Source organism: Roseburia sp. 1XD42-34 (assembly GCF_009917385.1).
In the GTDB taxonomy this organism is placed as follows: Bacteria; Bacillota; Bacilli; order Bacillales; family Amphibacillaceae; genus Virgibacillus.
Genome location: NZ_QWLJ01000055.1, coordinates 1 through 16,852, shown reverse-complemented (window position 1 = coordinate 16,852; position 16,852 = coordinate 1). Strand labels below are relative to the sequence as shown.

At 36.7% G+C, this 16,852-nt stretch carries 17 protein-coding genes and 2 pseudogenes; 8 read left to right on the top strand and 11 right to left on the bottom strand.

Annotated features, from left to right (window positions below; genetic code table 11):
• Positions 1-564 precede the first annotated feature (564 nt).
• Both D1839_RS18865 and D1839_RS18860 read left to right on the top strand, forming a co-directional pair.
• Positions 565-777, top strand: coding sequence for a helix-turn-helix transcriptional regulator (locus D1839_RS18865; RefSeq protein ID WP_120381343.1), 213 nt, complete (start codon positions 565-567; stop codon positions 775-777).
• Between the two features lie 4 nt (positions 778-781).
• On the top strand, positions 782-1,111 hold the full coding sequence (locus D1839_RS18860) for a hypothetical protein (protein WP_120381342.1): 330 nt from the start codon (positions 782-784) through the stop codon (positions 1,109-1,111).
• A 159-nt stretch (positions 1,112-1,270) separates the two neighbouring features.
• On the opposite strand, the gene D1839_RS18855 is transcribed toward D1839_RS18860, so the two are convergent.
• From D1839_RS18855 to D1839_RS18820, 8 genes and pseudogenes are all read right to left on the bottom strand, one after another.
• Positions 1,271-1,588, bottom strand: a complete 318-nt coding sequence (locus D1839_RS18855; RefSeq protein ID WP_120381341.1) for an RNHCP domain-containing protein — start codon at positions 1,586-1,588, stop codon at positions 1,271-1,273.
• Positions 1,589-2,133: 545 nt separating this feature from the next.
• Positions 2,134-2,748 (bottom strand): hypothetical protein, encoded by a 615-nt coding sequence (locus D1839_RS18850; RefSeq protein ID WP_120381340.1) that lies wholly within the window; start codon positions 2,746-2,748, stop codon positions 2,134-2,136.
• Positions 2,749-3,217: 469 nt separating this feature from the next.
• Positions 3,218-4,171, bottom strand: a pseudogene (glpX, locus tag D1839_RS18845) (class II fructose-bisphosphatase).
• 19 nt (positions 4,172-4,190) lie between these two features.
• Complete coding sequence (rpiB, locus tag D1839_RS18840) at positions 4,191-4,676, bottom strand: ribose 5-phosphate isomerase B (protein ID WP_120381339.1); 486 nt, start codon at positions 4,674-4,676, stop codon at positions 4,191-4,193.
• A gap of 192 nt (positions 4,677-4,868) precedes the next feature.
• Positions 4,869-5,525 (bottom strand): dihydroxyacetone kinase subunit DhaL, encoded by a 657-nt coding sequence (gene dhaL, locus D1839_RS18835; RefSeq protein WP_120381338.1) that lies wholly within the window; start codon positions 5,523-5,525, stop codon positions 4,869-4,871.
• Positions 5,526-5,563: 38 nt separating this feature from the next.
• Positions 5,564-6,568, bottom strand: coding sequence for a dihydroxyacetone kinase subunit DhaK (locus tag D1839_RS18830; protein ID WP_120381337.1), 1,005 nt, complete (start codon positions 6,566-6,568; stop codon positions 5,564-5,566).
• A gap of 123 nt (positions 6,569-6,691) precedes the next feature.
• Positions 6,692-7,981 (bottom strand): MFS transporter, encoded by a 1,290-nt coding sequence (locus D1839_RS18825; protein ID WP_120381336.1) that lies wholly within the window; start codon positions 7,979-7,981, stop codon positions 6,692-6,694.
• Positions 7,982-8,020: 39 nt separating this feature from the next.
• Positions 8,021-9,124, bottom strand: a complete 1,104-nt coding sequence (locus D1839_RS18820; protein ID WP_120381335.1) for an MDR/zinc-dependent alcohol dehydrogenase-like family protein — start codon at positions 9,122-9,124, stop codon at positions 8,021-8,023.
• 300 nt (positions 9,125-9,424) lie between these two features.
• Between D1839_RS18820 and D1839_RS18815 the strand changes: the two genes are divergently transcribed.
• Together D1839_RS18815 and D1839_RS18810 are read left to right on the top strand one after the other, a co-directional pair.
• On the top strand, positions 9,425-10,198 hold the full coding sequence (locus tag D1839_RS18815) for a DeoR/GlpR family DNA-binding transcription regulator (RefSeq protein WP_120381334.1): 774 nt from the start codon (positions 9,425-9,427) through the stop codon (positions 10,196-10,198).
• 111 nt (positions 10,199-10,309) lie between these two features.
• Positions 10,310-11,077, top strand: coding sequence for an SDR family oxidoreductase (locus D1839_RS18810; RefSeq protein WP_120381333.1), 768 nt, complete (start codon positions 10,310-10,312; stop codon positions 11,075-11,077).
• A gap of 58 nt (positions 11,078-11,135) precedes the next feature.
• Here D1839_RS18810 and D1839_RS18805 read toward each other — a convergent pair whose 3' ends face one another.
• Together D1839_RS18805 and D1839_RS18800 are read right to left on the bottom strand one after the other, a co-directional pair.
• Complete coding sequence (locus tag D1839_RS18805) at positions 11,136-12,665, bottom strand: FGGY-family carbohydrate kinase (protein WP_120381332.1); 1,530 nt, start codon at positions 12,663-12,665, stop codon at positions 11,136-11,138.
• Positions 12,666-12,722: 57 nt separating this feature from the next.
• Complete coding sequence (locus D1839_RS18800) at positions 12,723-13,499, bottom strand: SDR family oxidoreductase (RefSeq protein ID WP_120381331.1); 777 nt, start codon at positions 13,497-13,499, stop codon at positions 12,723-12,725.
• A gap of 229 nt (positions 13,500-13,728) precedes the next feature.
• Here D1839_RS18800 and D1839_RS18795 point away from each other — a divergent pair, with 229 nt between their 5' ends.
• The 4 genes and pseudogenes from D1839_RS18795 (at position 13,729) to D1839_RS21475 (ending at position 16,584) form a co-directional block, all read left to right on the top strand.
• Positions 13,729-14,853, top strand: coding sequence for an ROK family transcriptional regulator (locus D1839_RS18795; RefSeq protein ID WP_120381330.1), 1,125 nt, complete (start codon positions 13,729-13,731; stop codon positions 14,851-14,853).
• A gap of 70 nt (positions 14,854-14,923) precedes the next feature.
• Positions 14,924-15,496 carry a transposase gene (locus D1839_RS18790; protein ID WP_330585606.1) on the top strand — a complete coding sequence of 191 codons (573 nt, stop codon included), beginning with the start codon at positions 14,924-14,926 and terminating at the stop codon, positions 15,494-15,496.
• Positions 15,454-16,323 (top strand): annotated as a pseudogene (locus D1839_RS18785) (IS3 family transposase); the annotation flags it as partial. The gene D1839_RS18790 and the pseudogene D1839_RS18785, both read left to right, overlap by 43 nt.
• A 114-nt stretch (positions 16,324-16,437) precedes the next feature.
• The gene (locus D1839_RS21475) at positions 16,438-16,584 is read left to right on the top strand and encodes an excalibur calcium-binding domain-containing protein (RefSeq protein ID WP_120381327.1); all 147 of its coding nucleotides are present in this window, start codon (positions 16,438-16,440) and stop codon (positions 16,582-16,584) included.
• Between the two features lie 114 nt (positions 16,585-16,698).
• Here the strand turns inward: D1839_RS21475 and D1839_RS21470 are convergent, their stop codons facing one another.
• Positions 16,699-16,851 carry an IS3 family transposase gene (locus tag D1839_RS21470; protein WP_120381326.1) on the bottom strand — a complete coding sequence of 51 codons (153 nt, stop codon included), beginning with the start codon at positions 16,849-16,851 and terminating at the stop codon, positions 16,699-16,701.
• Between the last annotated feature and the right edge of the window lies 1 nt (position 16,852).

Below are 16,852 nucleotides of genomic sequence, written 5' to 3'. Positions count from 1 at the left end.
AAAATTATGTCATCTATGCCTCAAATGGATAATTAGCGCTTGACTTGAAGCATTACTTTTTATGCAACGCTAGTGACTTTTTAATAATGTATTTTCACCTTTTCCTAACTAAGTATATTCTAGCTCTAACTAACCATTGTTTTCATGTCAATTTCACAACGCTCCTAGAAACCTCAATTGCTTTTTTTCTATAATTTATCTCCTCCGTTCTACACGTTAAAAACATTATACAAATGACATTAAGTCACTATTAAGATAGTATTGTTTATATTTTATATATGTAATTATTTACCATAGATATGCACTTGTACTAATTAATACTATTTTTCTGTTTAAAATAAATGTATAAGACACGTAAATTTCGAGGGAAAATCTAATAAATAAATTTTATCATAGATTATTTTGCCAATCACATGAACAACAAGTACATTAGAGCTTCTAACTAGCACAACCCACCCTTACATCTATGTAGGCCTTAGACATATTACATGGCAGGCGGAACAAATTGGTTTATTATTTTACCTGTAAAAGGTTTTTGACACCAAACGTAAAAGAGGTGGTACTTTGAAATACAATATTAAAAAATTGAGGGAAGGGCGAGGTATTTCACAAGGAGAACTAGCTCAAATATGTAGCGTAAGCAGACAAACCATCAATGCTGTTGAAAATGATAAATATGATCCAAGTTTAGAATTAGCTTTTGGTATTGCTAATGCATTAGGAACTACTGTGGATTCACTTTTTAAATACAGAAAAAATAAAAAAAACAAAGGGTGATTATATGGAGGGTTTTTTAGTTATTAGTTTTGGAGTAATTATATTTACGGCAATGGTTTTGATAATAAGATTATCGGGTGACTCTATTTCAGGAATTTCAAAAGAAGATGAGCGACAAAAACGAATTCTTCATGATGCAGTCCTAATAAGTTGGCAATTAATTATGTTATATGCCTTTATTCGTTTGTTAAATTTGCCACCAATCTTTGATGGTTTACAAGATCCTTCTCGTCGTATACAATCCTTTTGCAACGGAGGAGACATCCTGCTCCTCGCCACTATCGGTTTCATTTTGGGTGGATTAATTTCTTATTTCCGACACTCGTCATCTTAGTCAGATTTCTAGCTAATTGATCACTTAGATGCTCTCTGCGATCTTATCCAAACCGCTTCAAAACAAAAAATAGATCTACAAAAAGAGCTCGTTATCTAGAACAAAGCGAATAATAAGCGTTCTAATGTTTGAAATTAGAACGCTTTAACTTTTGTAACTTTATTTTCCTTGTAACTGATACACAAATTGAATAATATTATCTGCTTGTATAGTATCTATTGCTACTTTGTTCTTTTGTGTTTTCTTGCATTTTATACATTGGTGAATTATTTGATAGCCCTTTTTAGCAGCGTAATCTAAGGCTATTGGTTTCATAAGTCCTTTACATTCGCTTAAACGATCACCAGGATTATTATCCACATGTTTAGAGTATAAACAATAAGGACAATGATTTCGATAACTACCATTTGTCAATGCTACCACTTCGGCACCACACTTTTCACATTGAAAAGAAGTATTCTCTAATTTTCTACTCATTTGCTTTCCTCCAAGATGAATTTTTTCACCTATGGAGAAAAGGGTTCCGTTTGTTTTTCTGCGTAAAGCAGTTCCAGGCTTTGAATAAGAGAGACCGATTCACCGTTTTACTGTATGAACGATTACTTCTAGTTCCAGCTTCACAAAGGCATATTCCGTCCTTTGATCCGAACCTCTGTTGACTTTATATGTTTGTATCAACCACTGTGATGCGGACAACGCCACATCCCACTAGTAGGCGTCATTATTCATCACTGGCATCAGCATCGTCCCCTAGAAAGCAATGAATTTAAAAGAAACTAATAAAATATGAATCACTCCTCAAAGCTACAAAAGTCCTTATTATTATATCAAATATAAATTGCCGCTCAATAAGTTTTTTAAAGCGATTTAGCTTTTAAAAACGAAGCTCATCTTTTTATGGTGTAATATCAATAACAATTTGTATATAAAGGTTCAATCAAGCATAGACTTGTTTGAAAGACAAAAGTTGAGCTAAAAATTTTGCTTTAACTATCAACGTCTGTTAGTTAAACTTACAGATACTATTCGCCAACTTTAAAATCTATTGTCGCTTTCATTAATATTCTTTCTTGACCTTCTAAGGAAAAATCTGTCTCACCATTGACAACATAGTATCCTGGAGGAAAACCCTCCATTTCAGAAAATTTTTTCATAAACTTCTCATAATCAATGGGTGCGTCTTCTACATAGTTCCCACTTTTCCTGTATTCTTCTCGGTAAGGCTCTCCCTGTTTAAGCATAGTTGACATCCCGATTTCCTTTACAACATATCCAATGTCAAACCCTCGTACCTTTTCTTCCATTGGAAAAAGAATAGCAGATGATGAATGATGGATATTAACCTCATCTTTATCCCCTACATAAGTTATTTCGCCATATAATTTCACGTCATCCCCTGCTTCATACTCTTTCTCATCACTGACAAGCCGAAAAACAAAATCGCCTTGCATACTTTCGTCTATTTTCTTTTCCACGTCATATTTTTCTAGATCACTATTGCTAATCTGATTGGGTGAGCTACACCCTGAAATAAACAGGACAAGAATCGCTGTAAATGCTATATAATATTTATAAATATGAATTCCTCCCAGCGCTAATTCTTGCACAATTTTGTTAAATACCTTTTTCCATGACAACGCCCGTTTGTCTTAGTTGAGATTCGACCTCACCCATTATTATATAGGATCGATATACAGCCGTCTTTGCTTCCTCACCTTTAAAAAACATAATTATATGTTGTAAGGGGAAGTTATAGTCAAACAAAATCATCCGAAATGAAATTGATATTTCTATTTTAATTCAATAAACTTGCTGATTGTCTCAGACCAATCCTAGTAGGGCAAGACGGAACAAAAGACGTTAGTGGTATACACGTAAAACACCTATCTCTATTGACCCTCGAATTGAGAGGTACTCTCCTTACTATATCGCCAAAGTCTATGATCATTTTCCCGCTGCTAAATGCCAAAAACCCACAGAACTGAGCTGTAGGTTTCAACAATCTTAGGCAGACAAACGATAACCATTCTAAAAATAAACATTTAAATTTTAAAACATCTTTTCATTAGCTCAAGGGGCCCTATACGCGTACACTAATATCTCTAATTAATGAATAACCCTTTCCAATTGTTTGTGTACACTTTCTATAAAATGTAACTGCTTGTCTTTTCCATTTAATAGAAGCGAATGGGTACGATAACTTCCGTCCTCTATTTTAATACCATTTAAGAAGAGATTATTTGTGATCCCTGTTGCGGCAAAAATACAATCGTCTGAATCTACTAATTACTTATGACTTAATGGGAGTGAATGATCGGCTATGCCCATTTCGATACACCTTAATTTTTCATTCTCATTCCGAGGTAAAAGTTGAGCCTGCATTTCGCCTCCCAGACATTTCAATGCAACCGCCCCAATTACACCTTCAGGAGCCCCACCAACTCCAACCATCATGTCAATATTAGCACTTTCAATACATGTCGAGATTGCGGACATCACATCATTATTATTGAATAAAAATACTTTTGCACCAGCTTTTCTTATCGTATTAATATATTCCTCATGACGAGATCGATCTTGAATAAGAATAGTTAACTCACTTATATCTTTTCCATTTGCTTTCGCTACTGCTTTCATATTTTCCTCTAGGGGAGCTTTAATATTAATTTTCCCTGCTGCTTTTGGGCCAACGGCTAATTTACTCATATACATATCTGGAGCATGTAAAAGGCTTCCCTTTGGTGCTACTGCTAAAACGGTTATTGCATTCCCCTGTCCATTAACAGTAGGGGTGGTTCCTTCAATCGGGTCAACTGCAATATCCACCTCAGGTCCGCTGTTCGTACCAAGCTTTTCACCAATGTAAAGCATCGGTGCTTCATCAATTTCTCCTTCACCAATAACAACCGTACCATTCATCTGTATTTGGTTAAACTGTCTTCTCATTGTACTAGTGGCAGCGTCATCAGCCGCAATTTTATCGCCACTACCAACCCAAGGTAATGAAGCGATTGCAGCTGATTCTGTTACTTTCAGAAAATCTAGTACTAAATGTTGCATTAGATACTCCCCCCTTGTTTTAAATGCATGCATTTCCAGTTACTTCTTCAAACGTTTTGCCGACGAATTCCTTTTCTTTTTCCGTAATTTTATTTACTTTACGAGCAGACCCTTCAGCCCATGTAAAATTCAAATAGGCTTCAACAACTTTTTTTCCTACCTCATAACCAATGATTTGTGCGCCCATCGTGATGATTTGTGCATTATTACTTAATTGAGCTCTCTCTGCGGAATAAGTATCATGTGCAAGTGCAGCGCGAATACCAGGATATTTATTAGCAGCAATCGCAACCCCGATACCAGTACCACAGATTAAAATGCCCCGCTCCAGCTTTTCTTCACTAATCGCCTGTGCAACTTCAAATGCTACATCTGGATAATCTATTGCATCATCATTGTAGCAACCATAATCGATTATCTCGTGATCTGTTGTTTCTTCGATAAATTTTTTAATGACTTCTTTGAATTCAAATCCGTTATTATCGCTACCAATACCTATTTTCACAAATAGCCCTCCTAATTTTCATTTCCTTTTGTATATTTTCATTTTAATACTATTATTGTCTTTATTCAATTATTTGTTTTCATTTTTTATCATTAATTTTCGTTTTCTTTTTTTATCGATTTATATTTTCGTTTTCAAAAAAGAACCAGAAATGTCTGCTTCTGATTCTTCTTTCTTTAATTTGTCTTGAAATTAACTAACCTTTTCAATACGTTGTTCTACAAATTCTAGAAAAGTAGATATAATTAAGTAGGCCGAAGTAGCACCAGGGTCTTGAGCTCCAACAGATCTTTCTCCTAGCCGACTGGAACGGCCTCGTTTAGAAATAATATCTTTCGTAGACTTCATACCTTTTTCACCAGCAACGACAGCCTTATTGAATGCATCAAGAAAATTTTGTGATTCACTGAAACTTTTTTCAAGCCCGTCAACGAAAGGAATGAGTGTATCTATCATTGTTTTGTCGCCAACTTCTGCTTGACCCCGCTCCTGTATACCATTTCCAAACGCAACCCAGTAATCTTTCAAATCACTATCATGAAGTACCGGCTTATTCTTAATGGCTTTCGCACCTCTCATGAATCCTGTTGCATATAACGGACCAACAGATGAACCGACCGCACTTAGAAATGTTTTTCCAACTGTGATATTCAATTTTGCACTGTCTTCTTCATCAGCTAGTTCATTATCTAATTTTTTACCGATTGCCTGCCATCCAATTGACATTGTTACACCATGATCCCCGTCACCTAATTTACGATCAAGTTCACATAGATAATCTTTCTGTTCTTCTATCATATCGACAATTACTTTGAAGTAATCTCTAAAATCTTTTGCTGTAAATTCCATTTTAATTCCTCCTCATATAGTTAACCTCATAAGTTAACTTATTTTTGAACAAACATCGGACAATCAACAGGATGATCAATCGTTTTCTCTAATTCCTCATCCAATTTCATTAAGGTTACAGAGACGCCGCCCATTTCCAATGAAGTAATGTAATCCCCTACATAGGAGCGATATATTTCAATACCTAATTCACTCAAAATTTGTTCGACTCTTCTGTATACAATATATAAATCCATTCTAGGTGTAGCTCCCAGTCCATTAACAAGAACAGCAACCTTCTCACCTTTATTAATCTCAATATCTGCTAAAATATCATTTACAAGACGATCTGCTACCGCATCAGCTGACTGAATTGGTCCTTTTTCAATACCTTGTTCACCATGATGACCTAATCCAATTTCCATCTCATCTTCTCCAATTTCAAAACTAGGTTTACCAGTTTGCGGAAGATAACATGGAGATAGTCCAACCCCCATGGAACGAGTATTTTCGTTTGCTTTTCTCGCCACTCGAACAACATCTGCTAAATTGTAGCCAAAATCTGCAGCCGCTCCTGTCGCTTTATAAATAAAGAATTCTCCAGCAATACCACGTCGTTTTTCTTTTTCTTCTTTCGGTGCAGAAGCTACATCGTCTGTTGCTAAAGCCATCCCAACTTGGATATCCTCTTCCAAATCAGCCATTTCAGCAGCCATTCCAAAGTTCATGACATCTCCAGCATAATTTCCATATAGGTAGACAACGCCTGCTCCTTTATCGATTGCTTTTGTTACTTCCAGGATTGGGTCGGGCGAAGGAGATGCAAAAATATTGCCTACTGCAACACCATCTGCCATTCCATCACCAACATATCCAAGGAATCCTGGTTCATGGCCTGAACCCCCACCTATTAGCACGCCTACCTTTCCATCTTTTGTAGTTCTGTTTGTTACGAGCGCTCTATCATTTTCTGGCAATTGCTTAATATGATTAGGATGTGCTTTTACGTAACCTTCTACCATTTCTTCAACGACATTCTGCGGATTGTTTATTAACTTTTTCATAGTTGCTATACTCCTTTTATAATCGTTTGTTTACAAAATCAACTATCTACTATTTTATTTATTAAGGACTTTCAATAATGAATAGTAGCCCTCAATTCATGAGGGCTATATTGATTGGAACAATTAACTCACCGTACTTAATTTCTCTTTTACTGCTTTTTTATCTGATTCCTCGGATGGTAATTTCAGTAACCTAGTTAAGACAGCTGCAATAAAGTATAAACCTGCTAAAATCCATACTAGCCCTACAGAACCTACTAAATTGAAGAACAATGCAACGAGCGCAGGACCAACGAACACACATAAACCTGCTCCAAGATTTAGGATTGACATTGCTGCACCTTTGTCACCATCTCCAACTAATGATGGTGTTAGTGCTGAGAGCGGTACAAATCCTGCAATACAAGCTCCCCAAAGCATTCCAATAATTGCTACAAGAACAACATTTCCTACAAAGATTTGCGGCGTGTAAAAGAGCATAAGTGTAAAGACACCGCAACCGACTGCTCCGAACCATGTGACCGTATTTCTCCACCCTAATTTATCACCGAGATAACCGAATATTAGGTTAAATACAATATTTGAAATGAAAATCGTTCCCCATATATTTAACCATACGATTGTTTCTATTCCGTAATCTGCTAAATAAAGTGGCAGGAATAAAGGAAAAGCGTATTGTGAAGATTGGTTAATCACACGGACAATTCCTGCGATGCCTACCTTTGGTTCTCTTTTAACAATGGTTATTCCATTTATTAACTCTTTAAGTTTAGATGTATTACCTTCCTTTACTTTTTCTTCAAGTTCAAATTTGTCACGGTTTACGACGAGAGCAAAGAATGCTCCAATCAGAACCCATATAATTGCACTCCATAGGGTTGGAATATGTCCAAAAGCTTCAATAGACCAACTGGAATAGAATGCTCCCAGTACAGCTAACCCGCCAGTAAATACAAACCAAAACCATCCTACAGCTTTCCCTAACATATGTTGAGGTGCCCTATATGTAATCCATACTAAAAATGCATACGCAAATAATGGGTAACCAAATCCTCTTAATGCATAGGTAGGGATCATTAATTCAAAATTCAAGTTGGGTATGGCCAGTCCTACGAATAACGAATGACCGATAATGTAAAGAGCTACCCCCATTAACATCGTCTTTCTAGGTCCAATCGCCTCTACTAAAACCCCGGAAAACCAAGCCGCTATGGCTATCGTTACCCCGTAGGATGTTGTTAGTACTGCTGTTTGTTGAACGGTAAGGCCTTGATCAACCAGATATGGACTGATCCATGCAAGTTCCAGACCATCACCCATCATAAAAATTAGTACCCCGAAGTACCCCCATGCCAAGTTTGAAGGGATACCAATTTTATCTAAAAACGTTCCATTCTGACTCAAATCATTCATGTTATTTCTCCCTCCCCTGTTTCGAGTAAACGGGTGTTATTAAGGTTTTAAGATAACTTTCAAAGATTTGTCCCCTTTTTTCATTAATTCAAAGCCTTTTTCAAATTCTTCTAATGGTAGTTGGTGTGTGACAACCCCTTCTGTTGGGAAATATCCATTACCAATTCCTTCAATTACTAATGGGTAACAATAAGGCCCTAAATGGGAACCTAATAAATCAAGCTCTTTACGATCGCTAATGATACTCCAATCAACAGTTACCGGATCACTAAATACACTGAATTCAACAAATGTGCCTAATTTCCTGATGGCATGTAATCCTTGCTCAACAGATGATCCATGTCCAGTAGCTTCAATGTAAATATCACAACCATATCCTTCTGTCATATCTTTAATTTCTTGTACGACATCTACTTTTGCTGGATTCATTACAATATCCGCACCGAATTTCTTAGCAAGTTCTAAACGATCTTCTTTCATATCTAGCACTACTAGTTTTCCAGCTCCAGACTTTTTAATTGCACCAATCATGCCAAGTCCTAATGTTCCAGCACCAGATAATACAACCACGTCTCCCAATTGGATATTAGCTCTTTCCACTGCGTGCAGGCTGCATGCATACGGTTCAATTAGAATAGCTTGTTCAATCGGCATTTCTTCAGGTACTTTATAGTTAATACCTTCCTTCGTAAACTTCATATACTCAGCCATGCCACCGTTTACATTATTTTGAAATCCGTACAGATCATGTTTTTCACACATCCAATATTGTCCTCTTTTACAGAAACGGCACTCCTCACATGGAACAATTTGTTCGGAAATAACACGATCTCCAACTTCAAAATCTGTAACCGATTCTCCTTTTTGGACAATACGTCCGATGAATTCATGACCAGGAATCATTGGAGCTTTAATATATGCCGGTTGTGTTTCATCACCCCAGAAACTCGGTGCTCCGTCGTATGCTTTAACATCACCTGCACAAATACCACAAGCCTCTACCTTAATGATAATTTCTTGATCATTTTCTAATGTTGGAGTAGTTACTTCCTCATATCGGTAATCTCCTGGGCTGTACGCAACTACTGCTTGCATTGTTTGTGGAATCTCTTGATTTTGTTTGTTTTCGGTTGTTTCTAACATAACGATTCTCCTTTTTATATAATATAGTTTTCATCAGAAAATTAACAATTTAAAATTTTTTGATTTGAAATCGTTTACAATAATACTTCCATTTTATCATTGCTTTTCATTTTGTCAATATTATTATTATTATTTATCATTAATTATTTTTTTCTGTTCTTTTATCACAATTAATTTAATAAAACGAAAGAAAACGATGCTCTGTTTGTTGATTAACAAAATTAAAAGGAATATACTTATAGAAAATCTTTAAAAAATGCAATATAATATAAATCAGTAACTATATAAGGGTGAAATCTCATGAAAATGTTTGTAACAGAGAGAAGAGATAAAATAATCAATCTCTTACAGGAGAAAAAGCGTGTTACCGTGAAAGAACTCGCTTCTGAAATAGGGGTATCAGAAGCAACCTTACGTTCCGATTTAAATACGATGGAGACTGAGGGACTTCTTTTGCGGACGCATGGTGGCGCTATTCTTAATGATGAAACAGAAAATGATACGAGTTTCAATGTGCGCCAAAAGAAGAATAAACATGAAAAAATGAAAATTGCTAATCGAGCATTGGAAATGATTGAAGAGAAACAATGTATCCTGCTTGATGCCAGTTCTACAGCCTTTGAGCTTGCACAGTTAATTAAAGAAACCAACCTCCGCTTAACGGTTGTTACCACTGGATTACAAACAGCCATGGAACTAAAAGAAAATCCGGATATCACAGTAATTCTTGTTGGTGGTGTCGTCACCAGCAAATCAACTTCTATTGAAGGGACACTTGGAATCGACATTTTAGATTCCGTAAATATCGATATTATGTTTACCTCAGCCAATGGCTTCACACTGAAAAAAGGGTTGGAAGACTTTAATTTATATGAAGTTCAATTAAAAAGAGAAATCGTAAAAAGGTCAGCAAAAGTAGTAGCGTTGGTTGACTCCTCAAAAATCGGTACGTCATCAAGTGCTGTCTTTGCGACATTTGAACAAATTGACAAAGTAATTACAGATAAACCAATTAGTCACGAAATAAGGAATCAACTTTCATTAAAAAATATCGAGATAACTGTGGCTGAATAAATTAAAGGGGGGTGGTACAGTTACATATATTCTAAGATACTCACAAAACCATCCTTCTGCCCTAACATGAAAGCGCAATCAATGCTTATACAAATGAAAGAGGGGAATAGCATGGATTTTAAAGGGTTTGACAAAAATTTTAACATAACAGATAAAGTAGCTATCATTACAGGTGGAGCTAGCGGTATTGGTAATGCAGTTGCTGAACTTTACCTTGAAAAAGGTGCAAAGGTTGCTATTTTAGATCTCAAAGAAAATGTAAGCGATTTGGCGAAAAGTATAGATGCTATAAAAGCTTTTGGTGCTCTATGTGATGTAACAAACGAAGCAAGTATGGATAAAGCCGTTCAAGCAGTAAAAGAACATTTTGGTAAAATTGATATTTTAGTAAACTGTGCTGGTATTGCTCTATTAGATGATGCAGAGAACATTTGTGAAGAATATTGGCAAAAAACAATCGACATTAACTTAACAGGTACATTTAAAATGTCTCAGAAGGTTGCAAATGTGATGATCGAACAAGGACATGGGGGAAAAGTCATTAACCTCGCCTCCCAGGCAGCAATCATCGCATTAGAAAATCATGTTGCATATGGGGCGAGTAAAGCAGGTGTCATTGGAATGACAAAAGTACTTGCATTAGAATGGGCTCCATTCCATATTAACGTGAATGCAATTTCACCAACCGTCATTCTAACGGAACTCGGGAAGAAAGCCTGGGCTGGAGAAAAAGGGGAAAAGGCAAAAAAAGAAATCCCTTTAGGTCGCTTCGGCTTTCCAGAAGAAGTTGCAGCAATTGCCCTATTTCTGGCAAGTGACGCAACAAACCTCATTACAGGTGAAAATATCGTTATTGATGGTGGGAATACAATTAAATAGTCGATAGTATTGGAACAGAAAAGGATTATAGGGACAAGCTGCAATCCCTATGATCCGTTTACATTTTAGAAAGGTCTGTTAATGTTTTCATATCTTGTTTTAAATTTTTATAAACCGATTTATAAGCTTTATAATAGGCCGTATATTTTTGATGGTTCGCTTGGTTTGGCATAATCTTCTCATCTAGGACTTGCCATTTCTTCACATCTTCATAGGTTAGTAGATTTGTTCCAATCCCAGCAAGCATGACATCTCCCATATTTGCTTCCGCATCATGTACTGGACAGACGACTGGATAGCCAGTTACATCCGCAAAGATTTGTCTCCATACGCGTGATTTTGTAACACCACCGGCAATCAATATTTGTTCTCCAAGATTTTCTCCTGTCGCTTCCATTGCATCTCTCAGAGAATATGCAACCGCTTCAAGAAATGCACGATACATATGTGCCTTTGTATGTGCTAAGGAAAGTCCAATTATGGTGCCTTTTGCATCTGAATTCCAAATCGGACTTCGCTCTCCCATGAAGTAAGGAAGTACAATCAAACCTTCACTTCCAGCCGGAATGCTTTCTGCCTGCTCATTTAAAACATCATAAGCATTTTTCCCACCATTTCTTTCTGTTCCCAATTCAAATTCACACATCGTTTGTCGGAACCATTTCACAATTGCTCCGGCAGTATTTCCACCGGCGAAATAATAAGATAGTCTTTTCGCATCATACAAATATGGCCAAACAATCAGACCCTCGCCTTTTACTGGTTTGTCGGAAATCAATGCTGCACACATCGAAGTACCAATAGCTGCCGCATAAACTCCGGATTCAAATACACCAAGCCCAATATTTGCAGCCCCCGCATCAATTCCACTCGCTATGACTGGCATTCCTTCAGAAAGACCTAGCTCAGCAGCAATGTCAGCTGTTAGTCCACCGACAATATCGGTTGATTCAACAATATTTTGCGGCATCATCGACAGTGGAATCCCCATTGCATCCATCAATTCTTTTGACCAGGTACGTTCATTCATATCAAATATACCGCCAATATTTCCGGCAGAAGAATAATCAATCGCGATTTCACCTGTCAGTTTATAAATGACATAATCATTTGGTGGCAGAAATAGTTTCGTATTTTCCCAATTTTTCGGTTCATGATTTTTCATCCACAATATTTTTGTGTATCCGTAATATGGGTCAGCCCCATTATGAGTGATTTCCAAAAGCTTCTCTTTCCCAATATGATCCAATACCCACCTCGTTTCCTCTTCTGCTCTGCGGTCCATCCAAATCATACACGGACGAACAGGATCCATATTTTCATCCAATGGGATACCAGAGCCGCCATAGAGTCCGCTAATTGCAATTCCTCGAATATTTTCCACTGAAACTCCTGACTTCTGCACCGTATTTTTTATTGAGTTTTTAACTGCATTCAGCCATACATCCGGCCATTGCTCTGCCCATAAAGGCTTTGGGGTCAGTACATCATACTCCTGTAAATCCTGCGCAATAAGATTCCCTTCCACGTCCATTAGAATTGTCTTCGTGCCTGAAGTGCCTATATCTGTTCCAAGTAGGTAGTTCATAAATAATCTCCTTCACATTAAATTTAGGTCTGCCAACTCAACCATTCATCCATGCCATTAAATACTAGTAAATGCTCCATCTATTACAAAGTCTGCTCCTGTTGTGAAACTGCTTGTATCCCCTGCAAGATAGACACAAATAGATTGCAATTCTTCTGGTCTCCCCATGCGTTTCATTGGTGCTACTTGATTCCATTGTTCAATTAGGGGCTGCAGGTTCGGCGAATTTAACGTAAGTTCTGTTCCAATATATCCAGGACTAATACAGTTAACTCGTACATTTTTTGGTGCCCACTCAACTGCGAGAGATTTTGTTAATTGAATGACGCCAGCCTTTGAAGCATTATATGAAACTTGTGGTTGTGGCACATTGACAATATGGCCTGACATGGAAGCCGTATTAATAATCGATCCAGATCCTTGTTTAATCATGATTTTTCCTGCTGCTTGGGCTGTTAAAAAGACACCTGTAAGGTTAATATCAATTACTTTTTTCCATTGTTCGAATGACATTTCTTCAGCCGGGGCATTTATACAGATACCAGCATTACAGAAAGCAACATCTATCCGACCGAATCTATCAACCAATGTTTCAATCATTGCATCCACATCTTCCGGTACAGTTACATCGGCTTTGATAGCGAAGGCTGTAACCTCTTGATTCTCTTCAATTTCTGCTGCCGTTTTTTTAGCCTCATCAAAATCCAAGTCCACAATTGCCACATCTGCTCCCGCTTCAGCGAAAGCGGTTGCAACGGTTTTACCAATTCCCCTAGCGCCACCAGTAACGAAAATTTTCTTACCGTCGAGGCGCATTTTTTCGATAATCCCCATATTGATTTCCCTCCCCTTTATATAAACACCTTATATAAAGTAGTTTTATAAAATCACTTTACATAATATAGGTATTTGTCTTAATAGTCAATATATAGAAAAAGATGAGGACTGCAAAAAAACTAGTTACCTTCCTCGCATTTGTTATTACACTGCCTTTTATGATATGTTTTAAGCATCATTAAACAAATCATTTTTATTAAACTATTTTTCATAATGAGGTATTGTCATGGATACTAATATTACAATTAAAGATATTCAAAAAAATAATTACGCCGCAACGTACCATCTTCTATATCAGAACGAGAAACTTTCAAAACAAGAAATAGCCAATCAACTTCAGTTAAGCTTACCCACCGTAACCCGAAATTTAACTCGTTTGGAGAAAGAAAGCTTGATTGAGAAAAATGGTTACTTTCAATCCTCTGTTGGCAGGCCTGCCGTTGCTTATTCTACTATTCCTAAAGCATACAGTTGCATAGGTGTAGAAATCCAGGAAAATAGAGTACGTATTTTGGCCATTGATCTGTATGGCAATCCTTTTGAACAAACAGAGCTGGAGTTTCATTATTCTAACGATAGCCATTATTACAAAGTATTAAGTAGTTATATAACAACGTTTATCAAATCTCTCAAACTGACTAAGAAACAGGTCCTTGGTATCAGTTTTGCCATCCAAGCTTTAACATCAAATGATGGACAAAAGATTACGTACGGAAAAATATTAAATTGTACTGGCTTGGACATTCATGTTTTCTCACAATATCTTGATTATCCCTGTATGTTTGTACATGATGCGAAATGTGCAGCTTTTAAGGAAATGTGGGTTAGAAAGGATCTAGAGAATGCTTTGTACTTGTCCATTGGCCCACATCTTGGAGGGGCAGTTATTATAAACAGACAAATTTATATGGGAAAAGAAGGACTTAGTGGTACTTTCGAGCATATGACATTACTTCCAAATGGACCCGCCTGCTACTGTGGGAAAAAAGGCTGCATGGAAACCTATTCCTCCGTAAACGCACTTTTAAAAGAGGAAGAAACTTTAGATATATTCTTCAAACAGGTTCGCTCCGATGTATCTTCCTATGTCAAAAGATGGTATTCCTTTTTAGATCATTTAGCCTTCGCAATAAGCAATCTACATCTTGTCATCAATAGAGAAGTTATCCTGGGGGGACATATTTCCCCTTACTTAAATGAACAGGATATCGAAATACTTCATGATAAAATCCATCAAGAGAGCCCATTTCCGATTAAGGAACCTTTTATCTCTATTAGCCAAGCACAAGAAGATAGTGTTGCCACGGGGGCAGCCATCCCATTTATTCAATCATTTTTAGATGATATCTAATGTGGACCATCTCGACTATAATGTAAGCCCTCACTTGGTACTGCACCCCAAATGTTAGAGAAAAAATCTAATGTTTGGGGTGTTTTATATGGCTAAATATAGCGATGAATTTAAATTGAAAGTTGTCAAAGAATATTTAGAAGGAATCTTTGGATATCGAATATTAGCAAAAAAATACGAAATACCTGATACAAAAGTGATTCGAAGGTGGGTAAGAGCCTTTCATTCTTTTGGTATGGAAGAAATCAAAAGGAAACGGAAAAAGGCAGTTTATCCTGTTCCATTTAAGCTAAGTGTATTACACTATAGGAAAAGAACAGGAGCTTCCTTCCAAGATACAGCAATTGAATTTGGGTTAAACAATCCATCTATCATTAGTCACTGGAAAAAAGCATTTGAGAAAGAAGGGATGGAAGGTCTACAAAAGAAACCGAAAGGACGACCTCCCATGTCAAGAAAGAAAAAACAGAAACCGAAGAAAGAAATGTCACGAGAAAAACAATTAGAGCGTGAAATTGAACTTTTGCGCTTAGAGAATGCCTATTTAAAAAAGTTAAACGCTTTTCAAGAGAACCCGAATGCCTTTCTCGAAAAGCACAAACAGCGTTGGCATTCGAACTCAACGAAAAAGGATTCAAATTAAAAGATGTTTTAGAAATAGTAGATATGCCAGAGGCGACTTATCATTACCATGTAAAACAGTTACAGAAAGAAGATCTAGATAAAGAATGGAAGAGGAAAATCGTTGCACTTTTTGAAAAGCACGAAGATAAATACGGATATCGTCGCATTTATTTAGAGCTAAGATCTCAAGGTTATGTAATCAACCACAAGAAAGTTCAGCGAATAATGAATGAAATGGGGTTGAAATGTGAGAAATTCACCCGTAAATCTCGTTATAAATCCTATAAAGGTACGGTTGGTAAAGTGGCTAAAAACCGTTTGAAACGTAGATTCAATACATCTATCCGTCTTCAAAAATTAGTAACAGATGTAACTGAATTTAAATGTAGTGAAAACCAAAAGCTATTTTTGAGTCCCATAATGGATTTATACAATGGCGAAATCATCTCTTTTGGTATATCTAATAGACCAACATTAGATTTCGTTATAGAACCATTAAATCATGCATTGGAAGTCGTTAAAAATGAAGCAGAATATCGCACAACGGTTCACTCAGATCAAGGTTGGCATTATCAACATAACGCGTGGGTAAAGACATTAAAAATTAATAAAATCTTTCAAAGCATGTCACGTAAAGCGACCTGTGCGGATAATGCGGCAATGGAGAATTTCTTTGGGATCCTTAAACAAGAGATGTATTATGGAGAAGATTTAGTACCTTATCATGAGCTAAAAACAAAAATTGAGAACTACATTGATTATTATAATAACGAAAGAATTAAACTAAAATTGGCCGGTCTAAGTCCAATACAATATCGAACCCAAGCCAGCCAATCAGTTGCATAATAAAAACTCTAACTTTGTGGGGTCACTACCCTTTTCATGAGGGCTATTTATTTAAACTATTGAACCACTGTACTTACTTTCTTTTTCAAAGCCTTTTTATCTGATTCATCAACTATTGATACTTCCGGTGCTGATCGAGATTGTGGTGATTTATCTACCCAAACTGAAGCCCAGGCGTTTATGGACGCATCTGGACCAAGTGATCCACATAGATTAGATGGAAATGATAATGATGGATTAGCGTGTGAAAGTTTACCTTAAGATAGTTGATTCACGGAAATTCTAATATATTTAGATAATCGAGTAGAGGGGAAAATTGAGTGATCCTCCGCCCCTCTCACACCACCTACGTACGGTTCCGTGGTATGTCAACACTTAACTAGACAATTTTTTTAAGGTATTTTCTTTAAATGAAATAGGTGTTATATAGTTTAGTTTTTTATGAATACGATAATGGTTAAACCAATGGACGTAATCAGCTAACTCCAGTTGTAATTGTTGTAAATGCTTAAAGGCTCTACCATTCACA